Origin of the sequence: Halobacillus sp. ACCC02827, from assembly GCF_030291935.1 — a bacterium.
Classification (GTDB): Bacteria; Bacillota; Bacilli; order Bacillales; family Halobacillaceae; genus Halobacillus.
On sequence record NZ_CP128168.1, the window covers coordinates 47,785 to 71,611 of the forward strand.

General features: G+C 46.0%; 26 protein-coding genes. 25 read left to right on the forward strand and 1 reads right to left on the reverse strand.

What is annotated here, in order from left to right; translation table 11 throughout:
- Window positions 1–14: 14 nt before the first annotated feature.
- The 7 genes from QRD89_RS00270 to rsmI all read left to right on the forward strand — a co-directional run bounded on the left by QRD89_RS00270 (window position 15) and on the right by rsmI (window position 4,605).
- Window positions 15–455, forward strand: coding sequence for a YaaR family protein (locus QRD89_RS00270; RefSeq protein WP_026577069.1), 441 nt, complete (start codon window positions 15–17; stop codon window positions 453–455).
- 15 nt (window positions 456–470) lie between these two features.
- Window positions 471–1,457, forward strand: a complete 987-nt coding sequence (gene holB / locus QRD89_RS00275) for a DNA polymerase III subunit delta' (protein WP_026577068.1) — start codon at window positions 471–473, stop codon at window positions 1,455–1,457.
- 7 nt (window positions 1,458–1,464) lie between these two features.
- Complete coding sequence (locus QRD89_RS00280) at window positions 1,465–2,292, forward strand: PSP1 domain-containing protein (protein ID WP_008633451.1); 828 nt, start codon at window positions 1,465–1,467, stop codon at window positions 2,290–2,292.
- 15 nt (window positions 2,293–2,307) lie between these two features.
- Window positions 2,308–2,655, forward strand: a complete 348-nt coding sequence (gene yabA / locus QRD89_RS00285; protein ID WP_008633452.1) for a DNA replication initiation control protein YabA — start codon at window positions 2,308–2,310, stop codon at window positions 2,653–2,655.
- 76 nt (window positions 2,656–2,731) lie between these two features.
- Window positions 2,732–3,475 (forward strand): tRNA1(Val) (adenine(37)-N6)-methyltransferase, encoded by a 744-nt coding sequence (locus QRD89_RS00290; RefSeq protein WP_026577067.1) that lies wholly within the window; start codon window positions 2,732–2,734, stop codon window positions 3,473–3,475.
- A complete protein-coding gene (locus QRD89_RS00295; protein WP_026577066.1) occupies window positions 3,465–3,764 on the forward strand; it encodes a GIY-YIG nuclease family protein in 300 nt (99 codons plus the stop codon). Before QRD89_RS00290 ends, QRD89_RS00295 begins: the two co-directional genes overlap by 11 nt.
- A complete protein-coding gene (gene rsmI, locus QRD89_RS00300) occupies window positions 3,733–4,605 on the forward strand; it encodes a 16S rRNA (cytidine(1402)-2'-O)-methyltransferase (RefSeq protein ID WP_026577065.1) in 873 nt (290 codons plus the stop codon). Before QRD89_RS00295 ends, rsmI begins: the two co-directional genes overlap by 32 nt.
- Window positions 4,606–4,713: 108 nt before the next feature.
- On the opposite strand, the gene abrB is transcribed toward rsmI, so the two are convergent.
- Window positions 4,714–4,989, reverse strand: a complete 276-nt coding sequence (gene abrB, locus QRD89_RS00305; RefSeq protein WP_008633460.1) for a transition state genes transcriptional regulator AbrB — start codon at window positions 4,987–4,989, stop codon at window positions 4,714–4,716.
- A gap of 417 nt (window positions 4,990–5,406) precedes the next feature.
- Here abrB and metG point away from each other — a divergent pair, with 417 nt between their 5' ends.
- The 18 genes from metG to spoVT all read left to right on the forward strand — a co-directional run bounded on the left by metG (window position 5,407) and on the right by spoVT (window position 23,816).
- Window positions 5,407–7,359, forward strand: coding sequence for a methionine--tRNA ligase (gene metG / locus QRD89_RS00310; protein WP_008633462.1), 1,953 nt, complete (start codon window positions 5,407–5,409; stop codon window positions 7,357–7,359).
- A 66-nt stretch (window positions 7,360–7,425) separates the two neighbouring features.
- Window positions 7,426–8,199 carry a TatD family hydrolase gene (locus tag QRD89_RS00315; protein WP_026577064.1) on the forward strand — a complete coding sequence of 258 codons (774 nt, stop codon included), beginning with the start codon at window positions 7,426–7,428 and terminating at the stop codon, window positions 8,197–8,199.
- Between the two features lie 223 nt (window positions 8,200–8,422).
- Window positions 8,423–9,664, forward strand: a complete 1,242-nt coding sequence (locus tag QRD89_RS00320) for a G5 and 3D domain-containing protein (protein WP_062515808.1) — start codon at window positions 8,423–8,425, stop codon at window positions 9,662–9,664.
- Window positions 9,665–9,758: 94 nt separating this feature from the next.
- Complete coding sequence (gene rnmV, locus QRD89_RS00325) at window positions 9,759–10,319, forward strand: ribonuclease M5 (RefSeq protein ID WP_008633465.1); 561 nt, start codon at window positions 9,759–9,761, stop codon at window positions 10,317–10,319.
- Window positions 10,312–11,181, forward strand: coding sequence for a 16S rRNA (adenine(1518)-N(6)/adenine(1519)-N(6))-dimethyltransferase RsmA (rsmA, locus tag QRD89_RS00330; protein WP_026577062.1), 870 nt, complete (start codon window positions 10,312–10,314; stop codon window positions 11,179–11,181). Before rnmV ends, rsmA begins: the two co-directional genes overlap by 8 nt.
- Window positions 11,182–11,253: 72 nt before the next feature.
- Window positions 11,254–12,126 carry a sporulation peptidase YabG gene (gene yabG, locus QRD89_RS00335; RefSeq protein ID WP_008633469.1) on the forward strand — a complete coding sequence of 291 codons (873 nt, stop codon included), beginning with the start codon at window positions 11,254–11,256 and terminating at the stop codon, window positions 12,124–12,126.
- A gap of 196 nt (window positions 12,127–12,322) precedes the next feature.
- A complete protein-coding gene (gene veg / locus QRD89_RS00340) occupies window positions 12,323–12,583 on the forward strand; it encodes a biofilm formation stimulator Veg (RefSeq protein WP_008633471.1) in 261 nt (86 codons plus the stop codon).
- A 166-nt stretch (window positions 12,584–12,749) separates the two neighbouring features.
- Window positions 12,750–12,929, forward strand: coding sequence for a small, acid-soluble spore protein, alpha/beta type (locus tag QRD89_RS00345; protein WP_008633473.1), 180 nt, complete (start codon window positions 12,750–12,752; stop codon window positions 12,927–12,929).
- A gap of 104 nt (window positions 12,930–13,033) precedes the next feature.
- Window positions 13,034–13,900, forward strand: a complete 867-nt coding sequence (gene ispE, locus QRD89_RS00350) for a 4-(cytidine 5'-diphospho)-2-C-methyl-D-erythritol kinase (protein ID WP_008633474.1) — start codon at window positions 13,034–13,036, stop codon at window positions 13,898–13,900.
- Between the two features lie 60 nt (window positions 13,901–13,960).
- Window positions 13,961–14,779, forward strand: coding sequence for a pur operon repressor (gene purR, locus QRD89_RS00355; protein ID WP_008633477.1), 819 nt, complete (start codon window positions 13,961–13,963; stop codon window positions 14,777–14,779).
- 163 nt (window positions 14,780–14,942) lie between these two features.
- On the forward strand, window positions 14,943–15,242 hold the full coding sequence (spoVG, locus tag QRD89_RS00360) for a septation regulator SpoVG (protein WP_008633479.1): 300 nt from the start codon (window positions 14,943–14,945) through the stop codon (window positions 15,240–15,242).
- 157 nt (window positions 15,243–15,399) lie between these two features.
- A complete protein-coding gene (gene glmU / locus QRD89_RS00365) occupies window positions 15,400–16,779 on the forward strand; it encodes a bifunctional UDP-N-acetylglucosamine diphosphorylase/glucosamine-1-phosphate N-acetyltransferase GlmU (RefSeq protein ID WP_286096092.1) in 1,380 nt (459 codons plus the stop codon).
- A gap of 16 nt (window positions 16,780–16,795) precedes the next feature.
- Window positions 16,796–17,749, forward strand: coding sequence for a ribose-phosphate diphosphokinase (locus QRD89_RS00370; RefSeq protein WP_286096093.1), 954 nt, complete (start codon window positions 16,796–16,798; stop codon window positions 17,747–17,749).
- Window positions 17,750–17,830: 81 nt separating this feature from the next.
- Window positions 17,831–18,484 (forward strand): 50S ribosomal protein L25/general stress protein Ctc, encoded by a 654-nt coding sequence (locus QRD89_RS00375; RefSeq protein ID WP_008633484.1) that lies wholly within the window; start codon window positions 17,831–17,833, stop codon window positions 18,482–18,484.
- A gap of 151 nt (window positions 18,485–18,635) precedes the next feature.
- Window positions 18,636–19,199, forward strand: a complete 564-nt coding sequence (gene pth, locus QRD89_RS00380) for an aminoacyl-tRNA hydrolase (RefSeq protein ID WP_008633485.1) — start codon at window positions 18,636–18,638, stop codon at window positions 19,197–19,199.
- 81 nt (window positions 19,200–19,280) lie between these two features.
- A complete protein-coding gene (fin, locus tag QRD89_RS00385; RefSeq protein ID WP_008633487.1) occupies window positions 19,281–19,511 on the forward strand; it encodes an anti-sigma-F factor Fin in 231 nt (76 codons plus the stop codon).
- A 47-nt stretch (window positions 19,512–19,558) separates the two neighbouring features.
- Window positions 19,559–23,098, forward strand: a complete 3,540-nt coding sequence (gene mfd / locus QRD89_RS00390; protein ID WP_286096094.1) for a transcription-repair coupling factor — start codon at window positions 19,559–19,561, stop codon at window positions 23,096–23,098.
- Between the two features lie 181 nt (window positions 23,099–23,279).
- Window positions 23,280–23,816, forward strand: coding sequence for a stage V sporulation protein T (gene spoVT / locus QRD89_RS00395; RefSeq protein WP_286096095.1), 537 nt, complete (start codon window positions 23,280–23,282; stop codon window positions 23,814–23,816).
- Window positions 23,817–23,827: the final 11 nt, after the last annotated feature.

The window sequence follows — 23,827 nt, forward strand, 5'->3', positions numbered from 1 at the left end:
GGAAGGATACTCGTATGAAAATTACGCAGGATGTACGTACGCAGGTGGATGGAGCAGGGAAACAGATGGTTCCGTCCGGGAAGGCTAAGTCTAGTTTCCACAGCGTCATTCAAACGAAGACCGAGCAGCTGCAGCAGACCCAGCTGAACCATTTGATGTCGACGATTGCGTCGCAGGGGGACCGCGTGGCCCGCTCCCGCTCCTTCCGTGATTTAGCGAAATATAAGCGTTTGGTCCGTGATTTCCTGAAGGAATCAGTCAGTTACGGTTATCAAAAGAAACAATCACACAGTTGGAACCTCCACGGACAGACGAGGAAGCTCACTATCGTAGAAACGGTTGACGAAAAACTGGTGGAGCTTACCGAGGCTGTCATGGATCAAGAATCCAACTCTATTGATTTGCTGAGCTTGATCGGTGAAATCAAAGGTCTGCTCATCAATTTATATACGTAAGGACGGAAAAGCCATATGCAGACTTGGACAACTATGCAAGAGATCCAGCCTTTGGCGGCACAAATGTTAAGAAACAGCTTTAAGAAAGACCGCATTTCCCATGCCTATCTGTTCCAGGGAAGTAAAGGGACAGGGAAAAAGGAGATGAGTCTTCTATTTGCGAAGAGCATCTTCTGTAAACAGAGGGAAGGTCCGGAACCCTGCCAGAACTGCCGGGACTGCCACAGAATCGATTCTGGAAACCACCCGGACCTTCACTGGATTGAACCAGACGGCCAATCCATTAAGAAAGAACAGATCCTTCATCTGCAGAAGGAGTTCGCCTATACCGGTATGGAATCCAACCGGAAAGTTTACATTATTGTGGATGCAGATAAGATGACCGTCAACGCTTCAAACAGGCTGTTGAAGTTCCTGGAAGAGCCCAGCCAGCAGACGACAGCGATGCTGTTGACAGAAAGCGGGCAGACGATATTGGATACGATTCGTTCCCGATGCCAGCTCCTCGCTTTTCAACCGCTCAATCCTCACAATGTCGAGAAAAAATTAATCCAAGAAGGCGTTTCCGCATCCAATGCCAGGCTGCTCGCTTCTTTGACGAATAATTTAAGTGAAGCGCTCGATATGAATAATGATGAGTGGTTTGCGCAGGTGCGAAAACTAGTGATACAATTAGTTGAAGTGCTTCAAAATAAACCAAATGAAGGACTTTTGTTTATCAACCATCAGTGGATGCCTCATTTTAAAGAACGCGTTCAGCTGCAACGTGGGCTAGACGTCTTGATGCTTTGGTTCCAGGATGTTATCAACCTATTTTTGGACCGGGAAGAATCCATCGTTTTCATGACAGAGAAAGAGAAATTGAACCAAGCGAGTATGCGGTGGTCCCGTCAGTCAGCTGCTAACTGCTTGTCTGAAATACTTGAGGCGAAACGAAAGATAAATCAAAATGTCCATCCTAATTTAGTGATGGAACAACTTACCCTTCAACTACAGAGGTGATGATCGAATGATCGAAGTTGTAGGTGTCCGATTTAAACAGGCGGGTAAGGTATATTATTTCGATCCAGGCGGAATCCGTATGACGACGGAAGATTATGTCATCGTCGAAACGGTCCGTGGGATTGAGTTCGGGAAAGTTGTCATTGCTAATAAATCCATAGATGAAGAAGACGTTGTTTTACCTCTCAAGAAGGTCATCCGGCTTGCAGATGATAAAGATAAAGTAACGGTGGATGAAAACAAAGATAACGCTTTCCAAGCCTACCGCGTTTGTGAGAAGAAAATTCAAGAACATAAATTGGACATGAATCTTGTCGATGTGGAATATACGTTTGATCGTAATAAAGTGATTTTTTATTTTACAGCCGATGGACGCGTGGATTTCCGTACGCTTGTAAAGGATCTGGCATCCGTATTTAAGACACGGATTGAGCTCCGCCAGATCGGTGTGAGGGATGAAGCGAAAATGCTCGGCGGCATCGGCCCGTGTGGCCGGATGTTATGTTGTTCGACGTTTCTAGGAGATTTTGAACCGGTATCCATTAAGATGGCTAAAGATCAGAATCTATCGTTGAATCCAGCGAAAATTTCCGGATTGTGCGGCCGCTTAATGTGTTGTCTCAAATATGAGAATGATGATTATGAACATGCGAAGAAAGAGCTTCCAGACCTTGGTGAAAGTATTGCGACTTCTGTCGGCAAGGGCAAAGTTGTCGGGCTGAACATGCTGGAACGGCTGATCCAGGTCGAATTCCGCGATCAAGAGCGGGTATTGGAATACTCTTTGCAAGAGCTGATTGACGAAGGAGTCCTTCAAGCAGAAGCTTCAGAATAAAGGGTGGAGTCAAGCGTGAACAAGAAAGCCATTTTTGAACAAGTATCCCATTTTGAAAGTCAGATCGGCGAGCTGTATGAACAGCTGGGCGATTTAAAAAAGCAGCTTGCCTATTTGTTGGAGGAGAACCAGCACTTATCGCTTGAGAATCATCATTTGCGGCAACGACTAGAGAAAGAAAATGAGAAAGAACAGACAGCTTCCTCCCCCTCTAAACAGGAAAAGGGCGCCGTCGTCGGTGAAGGTTATGACAACCTCGCCAGGCTTTACGAAGAAGGCTTTCATATTTGTAATTTGCATTTTGGCAGCCCGAGAGACGAAGACTGCTTGTTCTGTCTATCATTCTTAAATAAAAAGAAATAATTCCAGGTCCAAGCCTTTCCTTGCTCGTCCGAGGAAGGGCTGTCTTTATATAGAAGGAAGAAAGGGTTAGAGGAAGATGGTTTCATTATATGGTGATGAACGGATAGACTATTTGTTAGCAAAGAAAGATAAACGAATCATTCAAAGTCCCAGTGTTTTCGCCTTTTCTCTTGATGCGGTCATGCTTGCGCATTTCACCTATGTTCCGAAAACGAGAGGAAAGATTTTAGATCTTTGTACTGGGAATGGCGTCATCCCCCTTTTCTTATCTACTAGATCGAGCGTGCCGATTACGGGGGTGGAAATCCAGGAGCGGCTTTACGATATGGCGGTAAGGAATATCGAATTGAACGGGCTTGAAGATCAACTGGAGATGATTCATGGGGATCTGAAAGACATGCCGGCCTATTATGGGAACAATAAATTTGATTTGGTGACGTGCAATCCACCATACTTCCCAACGCCGAAGAAAGAAGAGCAGAATGACAATGAGCATCTGACCATTGCGCGGCACGAAATATACTGCACGCTGGAAGATGTCGTACAAGCGTGCAGCAAGCTGACTAAATCCGGAGGGAAAGTCTCTATGGTCCATCGGCCGGACAGAATGGTGGAAATCATTGAGTTGTTCAAGAAATATAAACTGGAACCGAAACGGATGCAGCTCGTATATCCGAAAGCAGGAAAAGAAGCGAATATTCTGTTGGTGGAAGGAGTAAGAGACGGGAAGCCTGGTCTCAAGATTCTCCCGCCGTTCTACGCTTTAAAGGATGACGGCTCCTACACGGATGAATTGAGGGAGATCCTTGATGGAGAATGAGCACTGTGTTTATATGCTCCGCTGCAAGGACGATACACTATATACCGGTTATACAAACAACTTGTCCGCCCGCCTGGAGAAGCATCGTGCCGGTAAGGGGGCAAAATACACTCGCGGCCGCGGCCCGCTTCTCCTCGAGGCATTTGAATCTTATGAAAGCAGAGGCGAGGCACTTCGTGAAGAATATCGTTTGAAGCAGTTGTCGAAGGGCGAGAAGGAAGCGTGGATCACAGAGCGGAAAGCGAGGATGGATGACTATGAACATACAGAAAAGTTTCGAAAACCATGAAACCGGTACGCTTTATATCGTTCCTACCCCTATTGGGAATTTGGAGGATATGACGTTCCGGGCGGTCCGGGTCTTGAAAGAAGTAGAGGCAATCGGTGCAGAAGACACGCGCAATACGAAAAAACTGCTTAATCATTTCGACATCGACACATCGCTTGTCAGCTATCATGAACACAATAAACAGACAAGAGGTCCTCAACTGATTGAGCGTCTGACTGCCGGAGAAGACCTGGCTGTGGTGAGTGATGCAGGTATGCCGGGAATTTCTGACCCAGGTACAGATTTGGTGCGATTGGCTGTGGAAGCAGCAGTACCCGTCGTCGTATTGCCGGGAGCAAACGCGGCACTGCCGGCTTTAGCAGGTTCCGGCCTGCCTACAGAAGAATTCCATTTTTGTGGCTTTTTGCCACGAAAAAAGAAAGATCGTAAAGTGGTTGTGGATCGTCTGAAAACAATGGAAGCAACACTAATCTTCTACGAATCTCCCCACCGTTTAAAAGAGATGCTTGCTCATCTATACGAATTGCTTGGTGCACGTCCGGCCGCCCTGGCACGTGAATTATCCAAGCGGTATGAGGAATATGCGCGCGGTACGCTGGAAGAGTTAAGCGGCTGGGTTCAGGAACAGGAGCTCCGCGGCGAATTCGTTGTGCTTGTGGAGGGAACGGATGAAGCGGTCACAGAGGATCAATTGTGGTGGTCGGCAATGTCTTTAGTCGAACATGTCGAATACTATATTAGGAAAGAGAATAAAAAGAACAAAGATGCCATCAAACAGACAGCCCTCGATCGGAAAATCCCGAAACGGGATGTGTATCAGGCCTATCATATCGAGGATTAATAAAGAATCCCTTACTGTACTACAGTAAGGGATTTGTTTGAACATATGTCTTGTTGATCTGTTTCTTTGTAACCAGTTGTCGTCTTTTTGTTTTTATCTCTATAATAATTATTTAAGGTTGTCTTGTAGCTCTTGAAGAAGGATTTGTGCGCCTTCTTTGCTAAGGACGAGGTTGCCATTGGCCAGTTTCATATTGTCATCTGAAACTTCCCCTGTCACCTGACATGTCATGTTCGGCTTGTACTTTTTAAGGACGATACGATCATCATCAACATAAATTTCCAATGCGTCTTTTTCGTTGATTCCCAATGTGCGGCGAAGTTCGATCGGGATTACTACACGACCTAGTTCGTCGACTTTACGTACGATACCTGTAGATTTCATTTTTCTGTCTCCCCTCAATCAAAAGTTTAAAATCGTCAATATTCGACATATGTCTCGACATAATAGTACCAACCATTCCCAGACGTGTCAATTACTAATAACCGATTTTTCTTTTCCAGCATTTAATACATCGTGGGGTATAACGATATCCTTTCATTTCAGGGTATTAGCCGAATTAAAGCTGTATTTCTAATGCTCCTTATGTTCCAAAATTGGTTAGTTTATCCATGGATGTATGGACAAGTTTTTTTACTGTAGTCATGACAGTTGTGGAATTCGACAAATCCAATCTTTGACAGTTTCGACTTTTGTTCGGTATATTTTAATGTTAGGAATGGAAATAAAGTAAATAAATCGATAGAATGTTAACATGGCCGTTTTCGGCATGAGAATGGAAGATTTTTAGGAGGGAACAGCATGGCTGAGGATAAGAACACCTTTTACATCACCACACCTATTTATTACCCAAGTGGGAATTTGCATATCGGACATGCGTATACGACTGTTGCCGGAGATGCAATGGCGAGATACAAACGTCTGCAGGGATACGAGGTCATGTACTTGACTGGAACGGACGAGCATGGGCAGAAGATCCAGCGGAAAGCGGAGGAAAAAGGCGTTTCCCCGCAGGAATATGTCGATGATATTGTGAGCGGAATTAAGCAGTTATGGGACAAACTCGACATTTCTTATGATGATTTCATCCGTACGACAGAGAACCGTCATAAAGAAGTTGTTGCCAAGATTTTTGACTACTTGAAGAACAAAGGGGATATCTACCTGGATCAGTACGAAGGATGGTACTGCACACCTTGTGAATCCTTCTTCACCGAACGTCAGCTGGAAGACGGCAAATGTCCGGACTGTGGCGGTGACGTTGAAAAAGTAAAAGAAGAATCTTACTTCTTTAAGATGAGTAAATATGTCGATCAGTTGTTGGAATTCTATGAACAGAATCCGACGTTCATTCAGCCGGAAAGCCGCAAAAATGAAATGATCAATAACTTCATTAAGCCGGGATTAGAAGATTTGGCCGTATCACGTACGACATTTGACTGGGGGATTGGCGTACCTGGTAATGAGAAGCACGTCATCTATGTTTGGATCGACGCCCTGACGAACTATATTACTGCACTGGGTTACGACAGTGAAGATGACAGCCGTTACCAGAAATTCTGGCCGGCAGATGTGCAGCTTGTCGGGAAAGAAATTGTTCGTTTCCACACGATTTACTGGCCGATTATGTTGATGGCGCTCGATCTTCCGCTGCCGAAGAAAGTATTCGCACACGGTTGGATTCTTATGAAGGACGGAAAGATGTCCAAATCCAAAGGAAACGTCGTCGATCCTGTCGAACTCAGCGACCGTTACGGTCTTGATGCGCTTCGTTACTACCTTCTTCGAGAAGTTCCATTCGGTTCTGATGGTGTATTTACACCAGAGGCTTTCGTGGAGCGTACCAACTATGACCTTGCGAACGACCTTGGAAACCTGCTGAATCGTACAGTCGCGATGATCAGCAAATACTTTGATGGGGAAATCCCGGCATTAACCCTTGGGGAAGATGCATTCGATCAAAGTTTGGAACAGCTTGCTGCGGATACGAAAAACGCGGTGGAAACATCCCTTGAAAACATGGAATTCTCTGTTGCTCTTGCAGACCTATGGAAGTTCATCAGCCGTACGAATAAATACATTGATGAAACGCAGCCGTGGGTGCTGGCGAAAGATGAGAGTAAGCGCGACCGCCTTGGAAATGTAATGGCTCACCTCGCAGAGTCACTACGTCAAATCGCCGTCATGCTTCAACCTTTCCTCACACGTACACCGGATCGTATGTTCCAGCAGCTTGGTATCGAAGGGGAAGCTGGGAAAGCATGGGCCAGTTTGGAAAGCTTCGGTGCTGTTCCGGCGGGTACACACGTAGCCAAAGGTGAACCAATCTTCCCTCGTCTGGATGCAGAAGAGGAAACACAAGCGATTAAAGACATGATGAAATCTTCTGCTCCGAAAGAAGAGAAGAAGGTCGAGAAGGAAGAGAAAATAGAAGAAGTCACCATCGATGACTTCATGAAGTTGGACTTCCGTGTTGCAGAAGTGACGAAGGTGGACAAAGTGAAGAAAGCCGATAAGCTGCTGAAGATTCAATTGGATCTCGGTTATGAGCAGCGCCAGGTTGTTTCTGGAATTGCAGAACATTATACACCGGAACAATTGGTGGGCAAGAAAGTCATTTGTGTCGCCAACCTGAAGCCTGTCAAACTTCGCGGAGAGCTTTCTCAAGGAATGATCCTTGCCGGAGAAGACGAAGGCAAGCTTGCCCTCGCTTCTGTAGATCAAACACTTGCGAACGGAACGAAAGTGAAATAACAAGAGGAAAAAAGGGGAAGCATCCATACAGCTTTCCCTTTTTTCAATAGGAAAGGTGGAATAGACATGCTCTTTGACACGCATGTACATTTGAACGCAGATCAGTTTGAAGAGGATTTAGAAGCGACGATCGAGCGGGCCCGTGAAGCAGGGGTCACGTATATGACGGTCGTTGGCTTCGACCGGGTGACGATTCCAAAAGCGTTGGAAATCGCTGAGAATCACGAACATATCTATGCTGCGGTCGGATGGCACCCGGTCGATGCCGTTGATATGACAGAGGAGGATCTGGAGTGGATTGAATCGCTTACCGATCATCCCAAAGTCGTGGCTCTCGGCGAGATGGGGCTCGACTATCATTGGGACAAGTCTCCGGCGGAAGTCCAGAAAGAAGTATTCCGTAAACAGATCCGTCTTGCGAAGAAGGTAAAGATGCCCATCATCATTCATAACCGGGAAGCGACGGACGATATCGTCGAAATACTGAAAGAAGAGAATGCAGCGGAAGTGGGCGGCATCATGCATTGTTACAGTGGACCTGCTGACATCGCCAAAGAATGTATTGAGATGAATTTCATGATTTCACTCGGTGGACCTGTTACATTCAAAAATGCGAAACTGCCTAAAGAGGTCGCTAAAGCTGTTGACCTGGAGCACCTTCTTATTGAGACGGACTGTCCGTTTCTCGCTCCCCACCCGAACCGTGGAAAGCGCAATGAGCCTGCTTATGTCAAGCTTGTGGCTGAACAGATTGCGGATTTGAAGGAGCTGACTTATGAGGAAGTCAGTGAAGCGACAACAGCCAACGCGCTTCGGTTCTTCGGCATAGAATCAAAGTAAAATTGTGTCATGATTGTTACAAAACAGATGCAATTGTTTAGGAACTGTAATATGTTTGTTATGTTAATTGTCTAGGTATAATATCATAATGTAAGAAGTCAGTGATTCTATCATCTGACTTCTTTTTTTATGACAGGAAAATGTTGTGAAAAAAGCAGTCCGTTTGACATCGAATCTATGTCTGACTAGAATAGAACGCATGCTTTTGAAAGGAGGATGAAGGATGAACAAGGAAAAAGTGACTAAATCCATTTATATTTGGGTCGCCGCCGTATCCGTCCTGTGCATCACTTTTTTAGTAATGGCTTCCTATGAATTTACTAAAAAGCCTGTACAAGTGTCTCAAAATGGACAGAAAGAAATAATTCGCACTCATGCCAATACTGTTAAAGAACTTATGTCCGAAATGGGAATTACTGTACACCAGCATGATGAACTATCCCATAAGTTATCCGATCCGATTGAACGTGGTATGGATGTAAACTACATAGCATCGAAGCGTATTCAATTAGCCATTGATCGTTCCAATACAGAACAATACAACACGACAGCCTCTACAGTAGGTGAATTCTTCGACGAACAAGGTCTGGAGTTCCAAGAACGGGACGAGGTGTCTCATGACTTAGCAGCACCGATCGAACAAGGGATGGATATTGAAGTACAGAAAGCATTCCAAGTGACCCTCCATGATGGGGGAGAAAAAGAGAAGATATGGACAACCGCTACAACTGTCGGAGACTTACTGAAAGATCAGCAGGTTGAACTCAGCGACCTTGATCAGTTGAACGTTTCCGAGGAGGAAATCGTCAAGGCAGACACTCCTATCAAAATTACCAGAATTGAGAAAATGACGGACACTGTAGAAGAAGATATGGAGTATGCGGTGGAAACAAGGCGGGACGAGTCTCTGCCGAAAGGGGAAAGGAAAGTTCTTTCCTCCGGGGAGAACGGCCTCGTCACGAAAAAATATGAAGTCATTCTTGAGAACGGTGAAGAGAAAAGCCGAGAGCTAATAGAAGAAACGGTGCAGAAGGAAAGCAGGAAAGAGATCATAGCACTCGGTACGAAAGTGGAGGAGGAAAAAGCGCCTGTAACGGTTGCTTCTGCTTCCTCTGATAAGAAGGAAGCTCGTGTTGTTCAAGCGTCAGCCAAACCTTCTGATAAACAGGATGATACGAAGACGTTACAAATGCATGCGACTGCCTATACGGCAAATTGCGCCGGCTGTTCCGGTGTGACTGCTACAGGAATTGATTTGAAAGAGAATCCTGATAGAAAAGTTGTTGCCGTCGATCCTGATGTCATTCCACTCGGCAGCCGTGTGTGGGTAGAAGGGTATGGCACAGCCATTGCTGGAGATACCGGGGGAGCCATCGATGGGAAACGCATTGATTTATTCGTTCCATCGAAGAGTCAGGCCCACAGCTATGGGAGAAAACAAGTAACGGTCAAAATACTGGATTAAAGGAGACAGCAGAGGGGATACCTCTGCTTTTTTCGTCTGTAAACTCATGGTATGCTAGAAGAAGATGGACACGTACGTACAGGAGGATAAGGTATTGAAAATAAAAGAGGTGATCGTTGTTGAAGGGAAAGATGATACAGCGAAAATCAAAGCGGCTGTAGATGCAGATACGATCGAAACGAACGGCTCTGCTATCGATGAGGAAGTTCTCGACCGCATCAAACATGCCCAGTCAAAACGTGGCATTATCATTTTCACAGACCCTGATTATCCAGGGGAGCGAATCAGACATATAGTCGACCAGCATGTCCCGAATTGTAAGCATGCATTTCTTCCGAAGGACCAAGCGAGGGCCAAACGAGATAAAGGGATTGGTATCGAACATGCATCTATCCAGGATATCCGAACTGCCCTCTCATCGGTTTATGAACTGGTGGACGGGATAGAGGGAGAGATAACGAAGCAGGATTTGATCGATCTCGGACTGATCGGAGGCTCCCGATCGACGGATCTTAGAGAACAGCTGGGGCTGCACTTAAGAATTGGAAAGACTAATGGAAAACAACTGCTCAAGCGACTGAATATGTTCCACATCACGCCACAGCAATTGGGAGAAGCGATGAAGCAGATCATGCAGGAGGAAAATAATGAATAACAAAGCCATTGCAACACCTACACGCACGAAAGAAATATTGAAGAATTACGGTTTCTCCTTCAAGAAAAGCCTTGGTCAGAACTTCTTGATCGATGTGAACATCTTGACGAATATTATTGCAGAAGCAGGGATTGACGACACAACAGCAGCTATCGAAATCGGGCCTGGAATCGGCGCGTTGACAGAACAACTTGCAAGGCATGCCGACAAGGTTGTGGCGTTTGAGATAGACCAGCGCCTGCTTCCTATTCTGGGAGAGACGCTTTCCGAATATAACAATGTCCACATCATCAATGAAGATATCCTGAAAGCGGATGTTGCCGGGATGATTGAAGAACATTTTGAAGAAGGTCAGAAAATACGCGTCGTCGCAAACCTTCCCTATTACATTACGACACCGATCCTCATGAAGTTGTTGATGGATCGTCTGCCTGTAGACAGCATCACGGTCATGATTCAAAAAGAGGTTGCTGATCGGATGGCTGCGGAACCAAATACGAAAAGTTACGGCTCCCTTTCAATAGCTGTTCAATATTACACGAAGGCCAGGGTGGCACTGAACGTGCCGAAAACCGTCTTTATGCCACAGCCCAACGTAGATTCCTCTGTTCTTCATCTGGAGATGAGAGAAGAGCCGCCGGTTCATGTCGATGATGAGTCCTTCTTCTTTGATGTTGTAAAAGCTACTTTTGGTCAGCGCCGTAAAACATTGATGAACAACCTGGCAAGGCATTTTAAGGGGACATTAGATAAAGAAGAGATCCGCAGCCGCCTGGCAGAGGTGAACATCGATCCTCAGCGCAGGGGGGAATCTCTATCGATGGATGAATTCGCCTCCTTAGCTAACATTCTTTATAAATAACAGAATTCTGAAGGCACAAAGCCCACCTCTTCACATACACTACAGTAGTGTTTTGGAATGAGGTGGAGAGTTATGATAGCAAACGGAGATCTTGTAACACGGAAGTCCTATCGGCACGATATCATCTTCCGAGTGATGGCACAGGCTCAAACGGTTGTGAAGCTGATGGGCGAACATGTACGCCTTGAGGCTGATGCACCTCTCGATGACCTGGAAAAAGTAACAGGTGCAGCATACCACCGGATCAGAAATGAATATGAAGAGCAGGAAGCCTATTCTTACAGGCTTTTTCGTCAGGATTACCGATTGCTGAAAGAGAAAAGAGACGCAGAAGCGGGAACCGGATACACGAAGGAATCGGAGACGAACTATTTCCAACTGCCCCCCCGGATCCTTCATATTGACGGGGACCCGTTGTTTCTAAAGAAGTGTATTGCGCTGTATGAACAGCTCGGTCTTCAGGTACACGGCCAGTATCTGCATGAAAAAGAAATGCCTCACAAAGTGATGCCTCTTATCGAGAAGGTTCACCCTCAAATTGTGGTTCTTACAGGCCATGATGCATACTCAAAAGCTAAGGGGTCTATTCGAGCCCTTGACTCTTACAGACACTCCAAATATTTTGTAGAGGCCGTACGCAACATAAGGCAGAAGCACCCTAATTTCGATCAAATGGTCATTTTTGCAGGAGCCTGCCAGTCCCATTTTGAATCCATCATCCGGGCAGGAGCCAATTTCGCAAGTTCCCCGGCCCGCGTCAATATTCATGCGATCGATCCTGTTTATGTAGCTGCAAGGGTGGCATATACATCCTTTACAGAGCATATAAATGTATGGGAGGTCATCAGAAACACGATTAGTGGAGAAGATGGACTTGGCGGCGTGGAAACAAAAGGGCTGCTACGGATCGGAATGCCGTACACGAAGGATCAGGAAGAAGATTGACCGTTATCGAACGACGATAGCGGTTTTTCTTTTCCAAGGGGGTGTACATATTTTTCCTGTTAATGGATAACATAAACATCAACGCATTATTTACGTCATTCTATTGCAATGTGAAGCGGCTATTGGTATAATTAATAATTTTATTTGACTTTGTCCCTGTCTTATGGTAAACTAATCTTTAGTGAGGTGGAGTGCAGTGGCTAAAACATTAGTAGAAATTAAGCAATCCTTAGAAGGACAAATTGGCAAGCGTTTAACATTAAAGGCGAATGGCGGCCGTCGTAAGACGATTGAGCGTTCTGGAATTTTGGCAGAGACATATCCTGCCGTGTTCATTGTTGAACTTGACCAAGATGAAAATGCTTTTGAACGTGTATCGTACAGCTATGCAGATGTTCTTACAGAGACAGTCGAATTGAACTTCGACGACCTACAGACTATGGCTCTTGAGCAGTGAACCTTTCGTTTACTGCTTTTTTATTTTGTCTTTTTTTCCATGAAATATAAAAATCGTTCCCATGTATTTTATGGAACAATTACATACAACTCCCCGCTATAATTCATCCGTCTAGACACATACTAGGACTGTCGTAACTAAGTGAATGCGAAAGGAGCTGAAAGCGATGGGACGTAAGCGAAGTATCATGTCCGATTCGTTTAAAGAGGAACTCGCGAAAGAACTTGGGTTTTACGACAAGGTGCAGCAAGATGGATGGGGTGGCATCACCACGCGTGATGCAGGTAACATGGTAAAACGAGCGATACAAATGGCAGAAGAACAGCTGGCGGACAACCAGCGGTGAATGAATCCCCTCTGTGCATAACAGAGGGGTTTTTTACATAACGTTTCTTGTTCATATAAATATGGTACAATGCTGTAAGATAATCTTGAAGATGAGGTGCTTGCATGCAAATACTTGAAAAAGCTCCTGCCAAAATAAACTTGTCACTGGACGTCCTGTATAAGCGCCCGGATGGTTTTCATGAAGTGGAAATGGTCATGACAACGGTGGACCTTGCAGATCGGATTGAATTGACGCTGCTTTCCGAACCTGTCATTAAGGTCGAATCAGAGAGCCGTTTCGTCCCTAATGATGAGCGTAACCTAGCTTATCGTGCGGCGAAACTCCTCCAGGACCGGTTTAAGGTAAATAAAGGGGTTAACATATTTATTGAAAAGAATATCCCTGTCGCAGCGGGCCTTGCGGGAGGCAGCAGTGACGCCGCTGCTGTTCTGCGTGGTGTCAATCGAATGTGGGGCCTTGGGCTTTCTGACGATGAGCTGGCCGAACTCGGTGCGGAAATCGGATCAGACGTGTCGTTCTGTGTTTATGGAGGAACGGCCCTTGCTACTGGGCGAGGAGAGCAGATTCGTTTCCTGCCAGCACCGCCGCCCTGCTGGGTTGTTCTGTCGAAGCCGACCATCGGTGTCTCTACACAAACGGTCTATCAGGGTCTGGACGTTTCCCAGGCGGAACACCCTGATACGGAAGCGATGGTACGGGCGTTACAGGAAGAGGACTACGAAGGAATCTGTGCCAATGTAGGAAATACATTGGAAGGTGTGACGCTTAAGCTGCATGAGGAAGTGGGGCAGATCAAGGAGCAGATGCGCCAGGCCGGAGCGGATGCTGTGCTTATGAGTGGAAGCGGACCGACTGTGTTTTCGCTTGTAGAGCAGGATGCACGCGCCCAACGGATCTATAACAGTTTAAAAGGCTTCTGTACCGAAGTATATATGGTTCGGATGCTGGGATATAGAGAAAACACTTGATAAAATCCGTACAAATCTGTTATATTTAATGAAAATATTCGGATTTTGAGGTGTCCTCTTATGAAAAGAAGTGAGCGACTAGTTGCGATGACCCATTTCATCCTTGATCGACCTCGAGAATTGATTTCCCTTCCTTTCTTCTCGGAGAAGTATGAAGCGGCAAAATCCTCGATCAGCGAAGATCTAGGTATTATTAATAAAATGTTTCAACATGAAGGGATAGGCTACCTGGAGACGATTTCGGGAGCAGCTGGCGGCGTTAAATATATCCCTGCTTTTTCAGAAGAATACAGTAAGACGTTTGTTCGTGAATTGTGCGAACGATTGCAGGATCCGGCGAGGCTTCTGCCGGGCGGATACTTATTTATGAGTGACATACTCGGTGATCCCGAGACGACAAGGAATATCGGCCGATTATTCGCTTCCGCTTTCCGGGATAAAGACATAGATGTCGTCATGACAGTGGCCACTAAGGGAATACCGCTTGCTTACGCTGTCGCTTCCTATCTTAACGTTCCTGTTGTTATAGCCAGAAGAGACCCTAAAATTTCGGAAGGGTCGACGGTAAGTATCAACTATGTTTCAGGCTCGACGCGGAAGATCCAGACGATGGTATTAACCAAGCGTTCTCTGCAGGAAGGTTCACGCGTATGTATCATTGATGACTTCATGAAAGCCGGGGGAACGATCAACGGCATGAGAAATCTCTTGAAGGAATTCGACGCAGAGCTTGCCGGCATCGGTGTATTGGCAGAAGCCGAAGACGATGAAGAGGATCGTGTCGTGGACGATTACCTTTCCTTAGTTCAAATCGTCAATGCGGATGAACGGAAATTCTCCATTGAAGTACGACCTGGGAACTTGCTGGAAAATATATAGGACTGTCAATCAGGCTCTCATCCTTGTGATGGGGGCCTTTTCTATACCTGTTTGTGAAAAATTAATTGATTTGAAAAATTTTTTAGAAAAATAAGCAGGAATTATTCCCGTTTTGTGGAATTTATTTAACATAAGTTCCTTTGGGATAAAGGTGGTGAATTTAATGGAAGTAACTGACGTGAGACTGCGACGCGTGAATACCGATGGAAGAATGCGAGCAATTGCTTCTATTACCTTGGATCAGGAGTTTGTTGTCCATGACATACGGGTGATTGATGGCAACAATGGGTTGTTTGTAGCAATGCCGAGCAAACGTACCCCGGACGGGGAGTTCAGAGACATTGCACACCCGATCAATTCCGGCACACGTGGAAAGATTCAGGACGCTGTTCTTGAAGCCTACCACCAGGCCGGTGAAGAAGACGAAGCAGGGGTGGAATTTGAAGAAGCCGGAGCTTCGTAATACTTAAAGCACAACAAAGGGTCTGACCACTGCGGTCAGGCTCTTTTTTTGATAGGGAGAAATGTCGATTCCTACCTTTTCCCACCGGCTCAAATGTTGAAATCACCCTACGTTTGAGATATGATTCAAAGTGGATAATTAGGATGGAGGTACGTTCATGACTAACCGTTACGCTGTTGTTCTCGCTGCTGGCCAAGGTACACGTATGAAGTCGAAACTTTATAAAGTTTTGCACCCCGTATGTGGGAAGCCTATGGTACAGCACGTTGTCGATCAATTAAATACATTGGAATTAGATGAGCTAATCACTGTTGTTGGTTTTGGCGCAGAGAAGGTTCAGGATCAACTGGGTGAGGACAGCCACTATGTCGTCCAGGAAAAACAGCTTGGCACAGGACATGCTGTAATGCAGGCAGACGATATCCTGGCAGACAAGCAGGGGACGACGGTTGTTGTCTGCGGAGATACTCCTCTTCTTACGGGGGAGACGCTCCAGAAACTGCTTGACCACCATGATGCAGAAGGGGCGAAGGCAACCATTTTGACTGCCCATGCGGAAGATCCACATGGATACGGGCGCGTGATCCGTGGTGGCAACGGTCAGGTGGAGCGAATCGTCGAACAGAAGGATGCCTCGGAAGAAGAGCAGGCCGTACAGGAAATTAATACAGGAACGTATTGCTTTGATAACGCTATGCTTTTTGAAGCGCTGAAGAACGTTTCCAATGATAACGTCCAGGGAGAGTACTATCTACCGGATGTCGTGGAAATTATGAAAGACCGCGGGGAGACGGTTTCCGCTTATCAGACACCTGAATTTTCGGAGTCCCTTGGAGTAAATGACCGTGTCGCATTGGCGAAAGCAGAGAAATTAATGAAAGAACGAATTAATGAGAAGCATATGAGAAACGGGGTTTCATTGGTGGACCCTGATCAAACCTACATTGGTCCGGATGTCGTCATTGGTCCGGATGTGGTGATTTACCCTGGAACTGTGTTGGAAGGAGAGACGGTTATCGAGGATGATGCCGTTATTGGTCCACATACGACAATTAAAAATTGCCATGTCGGTAAAGAAACGAGCATTAAGCAGAGTGCTGCTGCTGACAGCAAAATCGGCGCAAGAGTCCAAATTGGACCATTTGCCCACATCCGTCCGCAATCTTCTCTAGGCGATGATGTCAAAATCGGTAACTTCGTGGAAGTGAAGAAGGCGCAGTTCGGTAACGGCAGCAAGGCTTCTCATTTAAGCTACATCGGTGATGCGGAAGTTGGAAGTGGTGTCAACATCGGATGTGGTACAATAACAGTGAATTATGACGGAGAGAATAAGTTCTTGACGACTATTGAAGATGATGCGTTCATTGGATGTAACTCCAACTTGATTGCACCTGTCACGGTCGGCAAGGGAGCTTACGTCGCTGCCGGTTCGACGATCAATCAAGACGTCCCGTCCGAAGCGCTTTCCATCGCGCGTTCCCGCCAGACGAATAAAGAAGGCTACGCTACTAAAATGAAATCGATCAAAAAAGATTAACGGAGGGTTCCATTCCATGGCAACTGGATATAAGGATTCAAAACTGAAAGTATTCTCACTAAACTCCAACCCGGAGCTGGCAAAAGAAATTGCCGACCAAATCGGAGTAGACTTAGGGAAATGTTCAGTCACAAGCTTTAGTGACGGCGAAATTCAAATCAACATCGAAGAAAGTATCCGCGGTTGTGATGTTTATGTGGTGCAATCCACGTGTGAACCGGTCAACCAACATATCATGGAACTTCTGATTATGATCGATGCACTGAAACGAGCTTCTGCAAGAACCATCAACATCGTTATGCCTTACTACGGATATGCAAGGCAGGACCGTAAAGCCCGTCCGCGTGAACCTATTACTGCGAAATTGGTTGCGGATCTGTTGGAAACAGCCGGAGCGACTCGTGTGCTGATGCTCGATCTGCATGCCCCGCAGATTCAAGGCTTCTTCAATATTCCTATCGATCACCTTGTTGGTGTGCCGATTCTTTCGGATTATTTCGAGGAGAAGAACTTTGACGACCTCGTCATCGTTTCCCCTGACCACGGTGGAGTGACCCGCGCACGCAAAATGGCCGATCGCCTGAAAGCGCCGATTGCCATTATTGATAAGCGTCGTCCTCGTCCGAACGTAGCGGAAGTGATGAATATCGTCGGAAACATCGAAGGGAAAACAGCTATTTTGATCGATGATATTATTGATACAGCCGGTACGATTACGCTTGCTGCGAACGCTCTTGTTGAGAATGGAGCGAAGGAAGTATATGCATGCTGTACGCACCCGGTGCTTTCAGGTCCTGCGATTGAGCGCATCGATAATTCCAAGATTAAAGAGCTTGTTGTTACGAACACGATTCCTTTAGGGGAAGAGAAATCCAGTGGGAAGATTAAAGAACTTTCTGTTGCCGGTTTAATTAGTGAAGCCATTATTCGTGTCCATGAACGTCAATCCATCAGCATCTTGTTTGACTAATTTTTTATAAAATTAGGTTTAACTCTCTTGTTTAACGGGAAACTGTTATTATGATTGGTAAATTACTGGAGGTTGATTAATTTGGCTATTACTCTTAAAGCAAATCAAAGAAAAGATCTCAAACAGTCTGCTACTCGTGAACTGCGACTTAACGGCAATGTGCCGAGTGTAGTATACGGTAAAGAAAAAGAGCCGATCACGGTTGCTGTTAACAGCATAGAGTTACTTAAAACTGTGCGTGATGAAGGGAAGAACGCAATTATCTCCCTTGATATCGATGGAAAAGATAAAGTGGATGTTATGCTACATGAATATCAAGTCGATCCGTTGAAGGACCAGCTGATTCATGCAGATTTCTATATCGTTAACATGTCAGAAGAGATGGATGTAGAAGTTCCTGTCCGTCTTGAAGGGGAGGCTGCCGGCGCCAGAGAAGGCGGTGTCGTACAACAACCGCTTTATGAATTGGCGGTTCGTGCTAAACCAGCGGATATTCCGGAAGAAATCGTCGTAGACGTTTCTGAATTGAATATCGGTGACAGTGTGATGGTCAGCGACTTGAAAGAGTCCCGCGGTTATGAAATCACAGAAGATGATAATACGACAATTGTTTCCGTAACTCCACCGGAAGAAATGCCGGAAGAGCCGGATACAGATAATGCAGACGAAGAACCGGAAGTCATCAATGAGAAATCAGAAGATGAAGATGGGGATTCCGAAGAGAAATCAGAGTAAACAACGGAATAGGATAAGGGGGCGTAGCCGGAAGGCGCGTCCTCTTCTTTTGTATTTCGTCTTTTTTCAATGACCAAGAATTGTGACATTATTTTTATCTATGCTTTGATATAATAGAGAAATAGTACAAAGACAGTAAAGGAAGTTATGTATGAAATGTATCGTAGGCCTGGGTAATCCAGGCAGGAAATATGAACAGACACGTCATAATATCGGATTTATGATTGTCGACCAGCTGGCAGAGAAGAATGGCTGGACACTTACTCAGAAGAAATTCAACGGCCTCTTCACGATGGAACGTGTAGACGGGGAAAAGGTCGTTTTGTTGAAACCTCAAACGTATATGAACCTTTCCGGAGAGTCCCTTCGTCCATTGATGGAATATTACGATATGGATGTCGAGGATGTTTTGGTCGTTTACGATGACCTGGATCTTCCTCCCGGTAAGATCCGTTTAAGGCAAAAAGGCGGCCACGGCGGTCATAACGGTATCCGGAATATCATTGACCAGCTTGGTACGAAAGAGTTTAAACGACTTCGTGTAGGAGTTGGCCGACCGAATGGGTCCCAGACTGTAATTGACCATGTGTTGGGGGATTTCTATAAGGAAGAGTGGAAGGCTGTGGAAGAGAGTATCGAACAGTCTGTCCAAGCGTGCGAAGCATGGCTCAATCAGCCTTTCAATGAAGTGATGAATGATTACAATGTGAAATGATCGTCGCCTCTCGTCAGATAACCGTATAACGCCCGCCTGTGACGGTAAAACTATGTACCATCAACCTAGAGGAGGATGGACATGAAAATACGTTATTTTTGTCGTCACTGCGAGAACCAAGTTGGAGAATTGGACGCTGCACAAGTGGATGTCTCCCAGTTGGGGTTTGATCTTTTAAATGACACCGACCAGGAGCAGATGGTCCGCATGACAACGGACGGGCATATGGATATACGGACGATTTGTGATTCATGCAAAGAATCATTAGACGAGAATCCACACTATCATGAGCTAGACTTTTTCATTCAGTAAATCGTGATCTTCCATCATGGAAGATCCGGATGGTGGAGGAATTCGATATGCAGGGAATAAAGGATTATTTATATCCAAAAGATGATATACATTCGGTGATAGCTGGCTATGAGTCAGGGATGAAAGAACAGATGGTTGCCGGCCTTTCCGGAGCATCGAGAACAGTGTTAATATCGATGCTGCGTGAATCGTTGAAACGGCCGATTATTCTCGTCACCCATCAGCTGATTCAAGCACAGCAGCTATATGAAGACATGCAGGAATTGACGGACGGGGACCAGGTGCATCTGTATCCGGTTAACGAATTGATTGCATCTGAAATTGCCGTCGCAAGTCCAGAATTGCGTAGTCAGCGCATCGAGGCGCTAAGTCAGTGGTTGAATCAAAAGTCCGGTGTGTTGATTGCACCGGTAGCTGCTCTGAAACGAATCATGCCGCCGAAAAAGTATTGGGAGCATAACCAGCTCCCTTTTCGTGTTGGAGAAGAAGTGGATCTTGATGAATACTTAACCCGTTTTATCAGTATGGGTTACGACCGGACGGAAATGGTGGCAAGTCCCGGAGAATTCTCGTTAAGGGGCGGCATTATAGATGTCTACCCGCTGACATCGGAGCACCCGTATCGGATTGAGCTGTTTGATACAGAGGTCGATTCTATTCGCACGTTCGACTCAGAAACGCAGCGGTCCCATGATAAGCTTGATTCCGTTGTCGTTGGGCCAGCAGCAGAGCTTCTGTTGAGGGAAGAGGATTATGCCCGTTCCCACGATCGTTTAGAAACGGCACTGAGTCAATCGTTGAAAAAGTTGACGAAATCCGAGGCGAAAGAAACCCTTGCCCAGGTCGTGGAACATGACCTTGGTAGACTGAAGGAACAGGAACGTTTTCAGGAGATGTATAAGTATATTGGGTACTTTTATGAAGAGCCGGTAAGCTTACTGGATTATCTTCCGAAAGACGGCCTTGTCATTCTGGATGAAATGAGCAGGATTCAGGAAACAGCCACCCGTCTGGATCAGGAAGAGGCGGAATGGCATCAGAGTTTGCTGGAGGCTAATCAAACGGTGAGGGATCTGAACATATCCTTCGACTGGCAGGATACGTGGGATAAGATCGAGCAGCCTCGTCTATATATGTCTGTGTTTATGCGTCATATTCCGAATACACAGCCCCAGAATGTTGTGAACATATCCAGCAGACAGATGCAGCAGTTTCATGGTCAGATGAATTTGTTGAAGAACGAAATGGACCGATGGGAGAAGCAGGGATACTCCGTCGTTATTCTGGCGCCTGATGAGAAACGTCAGGAGAAAATCCAAAGTGTCCTGGACGATTACGACATGGAAGCCGTCGTCAGTAAAGAAGAAGTGAAGCTCCCATTAGTCAAACCGACGATTGTTCAAGGGAATATCAGCAGTGGCTTTGAGTGGCCGATGCACAAGCTTGCGGTGCTGACAGAGAATGAGTTATTCAAAAAACGTACGGCCAAGCCGAAGCGTAAGAAGCAGAAGATGTCCAATGCGGAGCGGATCAAGAGCTACCAGGAGTTGAAAGTGGGCGATTATATCGTCCATGCCAGCCACGGAATCGGGAAGTACCTTGGTATAGAAACATTGAAAATGGGGGGCAACCATAAGGACTTCCTTATGGTTAAATACTCTGGAAACGACAAATTGTATGTGCCGATTGACCAAATCGATTTGATCCAGAAGTATGTCGGTTCGGAAGGGAAAGAGCCGAAAGTTTATAAGCTTGGAGGCAGCGAGTGGAAGAAAGTCAAAAGCAAAGTCCAATCCTCTGTCGAAGACATTGCGGATGACTTGATCCAGCTGTATGCGGAGCGTGAGGCATCGAAAGGGTATGCCTTCAGTGAAGACGGGGAGATGCAGCGGGAATTTGAGGCAGCATTTCCTTATGAAGAGACGGAAGATCAAATCCGGTGTATTGAGGAAATCAAAAAGGATATGGAACAGATTCGCCCGATGGATCGTCTCCTCTGCGGGGATGTTGGTTATGGAAAAACGGAAGTTGCGATTCGTGCGGCATTTAAAGCCATTGTAGACGGCAAACAAGTAGCCTTGCTTGTGCCGACTACCATACTTGCTCAACAGCACTTTGAGACGCTTCAGGAGCGCTTCCAGGGATTTGGTATTAACATTGGGCTGATGAGCCGTTTCCGTACGAAGAAGCAGCTGAAGGAGACGTCTGATCGTTTACGCAAAGGACTGGTGGACGTCGTCGTCGGTACCCACCGCATCCTTTCCAAAGATGTAGAGTTCAAAGACCTTGGTCTGTTGATTGTCGATGAAGAACAACGCTTCGGAGTCAAACACAAAGAAAAGATCAAGCAGTTGAAGAATAATGTCGATGTACTGACCCTTACAGCGACGCCGATTCCGCGTACGCTGCACATGTCTATGCTCGGCGTCAGGGATCTGTCCGTCATAGAAACCCCTCCTGCCAACCGTTTCCCGATTCAAACTTACGTCCTGGAGTACAATCCGATCTTTCTTCGTGAAGCAGTGGAACGGGAGATGGCCCGTGACGGTCAGGTGTTTTTCCTGTTTAACCGTGTGGAAAATATAGAACGGATGGCGCAGGAGATCTCCGCGCTGGTACCGGAAGCAAGAGTAACGTTCGCTCACGGGCAGATGAACGAAACCGAGCTAGAAAATGTCATGTTCTCCTTCTTAGAAGGGGAATTCGATGTGCTTGTCAGTACGACGATCATCGAAACGGGAGTAGATATACCGAACGTAAATACGCTTATCGTCTACGATGCAGATCGAATGGGTCTCAGCCAGCTGTATCAGCTGCGGGGACGAGTCGGACGATCCAACCGGGTAGCGTACGCCTACTTTACGTACCAAAAAGACAAGGTCCTGACAGAAGTGGCGGAGAAGCGTCTTCAGGCGATCAAAGAATTTACAGAGCTCGGTTCCGGATTCAAAATCGCCATGCGCGATCTTTCTATCCGCGGTGCAGGTAATCTGCTCGGAGCCCAACAGCATGGATATATTGATTCTGTCGGATTCGATATGTATTCCCAAATGCTGAAGGATGCGATCGAAGCGAAACGCCAAGGGAAAGAGCCGGAAGCGGTCCAACCATTCCAGCCGGAACTGGATATGATGGTCGATGCGTATATTCCGGAAGAATACATCAAGGATGAGAAGCAGAAAATAGATATGTACAAACAATTCCAGGCGATTGAATCTGTCGAGGACATTCATGACCTCCGGGATGAATTGATTGATCGCTTCGGGGATTATCCGGAAGAGGTCGACAACTTGTTCCGCGTTTCTTCCATACGTCTGTATGCCAAACGAGCCCGGATCGAAGCCATTACAGAACGTAAGCAGAAGATTGAATTGTTGATGGAATCCGAACAAAGTCAGCAGGTTGATGGTGCGAAGCTGTTCGAATTTGCCAACAAGTATGGGCGGATGGTTCAACTTGGTACGGAAGAAACGAAATTGAAGGTGACCATCAGCTGGAATCGAAAAGCCGATTGGAACAAATATGAATTAGTTGAAGAGTTTATCAGTAAACTGCCGGAAATGATGCGTGAAACGACTACAGCTTGAAAGAACCCCCACTTATCCCATGGAAAGTGGGGGTTTTTACATAATTTATTTAAAAAACCATACCAAGGGTGCATAGGTTTTTTCTGCTGAATCATACTATCCTTAATCACCCGCTCATTCTGCTTGCGCTTCAACAGGAGAAAGAATGGAATTCATCACAGAAAAGGAGGCAGCATAAAGGATGAAAGCAACTGGTATAGTACGCCGTATCGATGATTTAGGACGTGTAGTTATTCCGAAAGAGATCCGCCGCACATTGAGGATTCGTGAAGGGGATCCTTTAGAAATTTTCGTTGACCGTGAAGGAGAAGTTATTCTTAAGAAGTATTCGCCGATTAGTGAGCTGGGTGATTTCGCTAAGGAATACGCGGAAGCGCTGAGTGAATCGTTGGAATCTCCTGTCTTGATCTGCGACCGGGATGAGTTTATAGCCGTGGCCGGAGGCGTGAAGAAGGAGTACATGAATCGCTCGATTGGGAGTAAAGTCGAAGAAATTATGGATACCAGATCGATGTCTTTTGAAAAGCATCCGGATCCGGTTGAGTTTGTCCAAGGGCAGGAAGAAGACGTTATTTCCTACATTATTTATCCTATCATCGCCCAGGGAGACCCGATTGGATGTGTGATTGCCTTTAATAAAGAAGGATCACCAATGGAGGAAAGTATGACAAAAGCGCTGCAGACAGCTGCCAGCTTTCTGGCGAAACAAATGGAGTAGTGAACAGGGTC